Annotated in this window: 4 protein-coding genes; 3 read left to right on the plus strand and 1 reads right to left on the minus strand. The window is 70.6% G+C overall.

All coding sequences use genetic code 11. From position 1 onward, the window contains the following. Positions 1-682, plus strand: a 682-nt coding sequence (locus tag G6017_RS13380; protein ID WP_182617787.1) for a TIGR03620 family F420-dependent LLM class oxidoreductase, incomplete at its 5' end; no start/stop codon positions are given. 17 nt (positions 683-699) lie between these two features. Here the strand turns inward: G6017_RS13380 and G6017_RS13385 are convergent. Then, the gene (locus G6017_RS13385) at positions 700-1,230 is read right to left on the minus strand and encodes a hypothetical protein (RefSeq protein ID WP_182617789.1); all 531 of its coding nucleotides are present in this window, start codon (positions 1,228-1,230) and stop codon (positions 700-702) included. Positions 1,231-1,334: 104 nt separating this feature from the next. On the opposite strand from G6017_RS13385, the gene G6017_RS13390 reads away from it, so the two are divergent. Next, positions 1,335-2,753: an MFS transporter gene (locus G6017_RS13390; RefSeq protein WP_182617791.1), complete on the plus strand. Its 1,419-nt coding sequence runs from the start codon at positions 1,335-1,337 to the stop codon at positions 2,751-2,753. 109 nt (positions 2,754-2,862) lie between these two features. After that, a partial coding sequence (locus tag G6017_RS13395) for a DUF222 domain-containing protein (RefSeq protein ID WP_182617793.1) occupies positions 2,863-3,784 on the plus strand: 922 nt, incomplete at its 3' end.

Below are 3,784 nucleotides of genomic sequence, written 5' to 3' on the forward strand. Positions count from 1 at the left end.
TTCGGCGGCGGGGGCGGCCGCGCGCACCATCGAGGCCACGCACCCCGGCCGGTTCGTCCTGGGCCTGGGCGTGTCCCACGCCCCGCTGGTCGAACGGCACCGCGGGCACAACTACGGACGCCCGCTGTCGGCGATGCGCGAGTACCTCGACGCGCTCGACCGGACCCAGCCCATGGCGGCGGGGGAGGACACCATGCCGCCGGTGGTCCTGGCCGCCCTCGGCCCCAAGATGCTCGAACTCTCCCGCGACCGGACTGCCGGCGCGCACCCGTATCTGACCCTCCCCGAGCACACGGCGCGGGCGCGCGAGATCCTCGGTGGAACCGGGGAGGACGGACCGGCCCTGGTCGTGGAACACGCCGCGGTGGTCGCCGCCGGCGTGGAGGACGACGACGAGCTGTGGCGGTCGCGGGCCCGGGACCACCTGAACATCTACACCGGGCTACCCAACTACCGGAACTCGTGGACCCGCCAGGGCTTCGACGAGTCCGACTACGTCCGAGGCGGCAGCGACCGCCTCCAGTCGGCCATGGTGACCCGGGGGGTCGAGGCCACCCGGGCGCGGGTACAGGAACACCTGGACGCGGGCGCCTCGACGGTGCTCGTACAGGTGCTCGGGGAGAACATCCTGGTCCCGCCGGTCGAGGACTGGCGGCACGCGTACGAGGGCCTCCTGGGCTGACGGAACCCGGGGCGGGGTCAGCCGGTGTAGGCGACGGTGTCGACGACGACCGGTCCCGCCACGGCACCCCCGGTGGTGGTGAGCCGGTATTCGACTCGGCCGGATCCGGTGGGGATGATCGCGTCGTAGGGGTGCGCGATGGGGTCCGGGATCCCGAGGGAGATCCGTGGGTGGGGGATCTGCGCGACCTTCTGCCCGCTCGTGCCGGTGTCGAGGTTGCGCCAGGAGAGCGTGGCGGTCAGTGCGCACGGACCCACGCCGACGACCGCGAAGGCCCAGCTCACACTGGCCGACCCGGGATAGCCGTCACCTCGCAGTGAGGTGGACACGGCACCGGCGCACGCACCGGTGGGAGATCCACCCCAGGCGACCAGACGGTTCGGGGCGGGCAGGAGTTGGACGAGGGCCTCGGAGGAGTCCTGTGCGTTCGCGGTGGCCGGGGCCGCGAGGGCGGCGGCCAGTGCGACTGCCGTGGCGGCGAGGGTCGCGGTAGCGGTGGGTCGGCGGGTGGCCCGCCGGGTCATGCTGGTGGTGTTCACCTCTGCCATGCTCGCACCGGGTGATGTGGACCACAAGGGACCGGGGTCGAAAGTGAACACGTTCGACACCTGTCTGTAGTGTCCGACTAAAAGGTCTCCGAGAGGACACATCAATGGGCGGCAGGACGCGGGGCGGGGACGCCGTTCGGGCGGAGCAGAACGGACTGATCGTCGTCCTGGCCTTCGGCGGGATCGTCATGTCCCTCACGCAGACCCTGGTGATCCCGCTGCTGGGGATGCTGCCCGCCATCCTCGGCACCTCGGCGACCAACGCCGCGTGGGTCGTCACGGTGACCCTGCTCGCCGGAGCGGTGGCCGGCCCCATGATGGGTCGACTCGGCGATCTCTATCCCAAGAAGAACGTCCTGATCGGCGTCACCGCGGTGATGGTCGTCGGGTCGGTGCTGTGCGCCCTGGCCACCTCGCTGTGGCCGATGCTCATCGGGCGCGCGCTCCAGGGCGTGGGGATCGGCGTGATCCCGATCGGCATCGCGACGATGCGCGAGGTGCTGCCCGCCGTGCGACTCGGCCCGGCGATCGCCCTCATGAGCTCCTCGTTGGGGGTCGGTGGTGCGCTCGGGCTCCCGGCAGCTGCGGCGCTGGCCCAATACGGCTCCTGGCAGTGGATGTTCTGGGGTACGGCGGTGCTCGGCGTGGGGATCATCGCCATGATGGCCCTGCGCATCCGGTCGCTCCCGGCCGCCAAACCCGACGGGACCCTGGACCCGATCGGAGCCGTGGGACTCGCGGTGGGTCTGATCTCGCTCCTGCTGGCGGTGTCGAAGGGCGCGGACTGGGGCTGGCTCTCGGCGTTGACCCTCGGGCTGTTCGCGCTGGCTGCCGTCGCGTTTCCCGTGTGGGGCTGGTGGGTGCTGCGTCACCCGTCCCCGCTCATCGACCTGAGGGTGGCGGCTCGCCGACCGGTCCTGTTGACCAACATCGCCTCGATCCTCGTGGGCATGGGTCTGTACGCGCAGCTGCTCGTCATCCCCCAGATACTCCAGCTCCCGGTGGCCACCGGCCACGGGCTGGGGCAGTCGATGGTCGCCATGGGGCTGTGGATCGCGCCCGGCGGGTTGGCCATGATGGCCGTCTCCCCGATCAGCGGACGACTCATCACCACACGGGGTCCCAAGCCCACGCTCATCCTGGGATCGCTGGTCATCGCATCGGGGTACGCCTCCGCCATGTTCCTCATGGGCTCGACGTGGGGCGTCATGATCGCGGCCGTCATCACCAGCTCCGGCGTGGGTCTGGCCTACGGTGCCATGCCCGCCCTCATCATGTCGTCGGTGCCGCACTCCGAGATGGGGTCCGCCAACAGCGTCAACACCCTCATGCGGTCGATCGGCACCACCACGGCCGCGGCGGTACTCGGGGTGATCCTCACGCAGATGTCCGTGGACTTCGGGGGGTTGTTCGTGCCCACCGAGACCGGTTTCCGCGTGGGCCTGTTGCTCGGGTGCGGGGTCGCTCTGGCGGCTGCCGCGGTCGCCGCCATGATCCCGCCCCCGTGGGAGACGGAGGACTGACCCACGGCACCTCGGGACGCACCCCCCCGAGGCGTTGCAGGATCGTTACCTGATCCGCATATGTGTTCGATATAATCGAACACAGGAGCGATTCAGGTGAGGAGTAGCGATGATCTGCAGTGGCAGTGCGGCCGATGGCGTGGCCGCCGAACTCCTCGCCCCAGAGGTGCTGTTCGCCGAGAATCGCGCGGCCGCCGCGAGATGCCGGGGTGTCCATGCCCTCGTCGAGCACCACGAACGGCAGCTCGAGGCGCGACTGCAGGAGATGGGCCCGGGGGAGCCTGACTGGTCCAGGCTCGACCCCATCGATCACACCTGCCAGTCTCTGGTCGCCACGACCGGTGTGACGTACTCGCGGGCGAGTGACGTGGTCGGGTTGGCCGTGGACGTGCACGCCTGGGCCCCCGCGGTTCTGGATGCGATGGAATCGGGGCTGTTATGCGAGCGCATCGCGATGCTGCTGTGTAGCCGGATCAGGGACGTGGACCCCTCCCTCAGCCACGAGGTACAGGCCGCTGTCGTCGAGGACTATCTCAAGCGACTCCATAGGGGGGAGCGGCCCAACCGGAGGACGATCTCCCGGCACGCGGACAACGTCGTCGCGAAGATCGACCCGGAGGGCGAGGCCGAGCGCCGCCGTGACGCCGCCTTCGGTCGGGGCGTGCGATTTCGCAGAGAAGACCGCGGGATGTGCACCATGACAGCCCGTCTGCCCGCAGCTGCGGGGGCGGTTCTCGCGGAGCGAATCGACGCCTTCGCGGGAAAAGCGGCGCCAGGTGACCGCCGCACCCTCGCGCAGCGGCGCGCCGACGCGTTGGTGGCGATGGCCACCGGTGACCATGTCGTTGTGGACCCCGACGGCGGGTATCGCGGCACATCCGCCGCAGGATCTGCGGACCCGACGCCGGCTTCAGCCCGCGGCTCGGACGCGGCTCGGGGCGAGGGAAACGGCGCGCGCACGGGCGAGGCCGCCGGCAGCGGGGCCGGTGATGGTGACGGTGCCCCTGCTGCTGCGGAGGCTGCGGCGGGGA

This window comes from Dietzia sp. B44 (assembly GCF_014145245.1).
GTDB lineage: Bacteria > Actinomycetota > Actinomycetes > Mycobacteriales > Mycobacteriaceae > Dietzia > Dietzia natronolimnaea.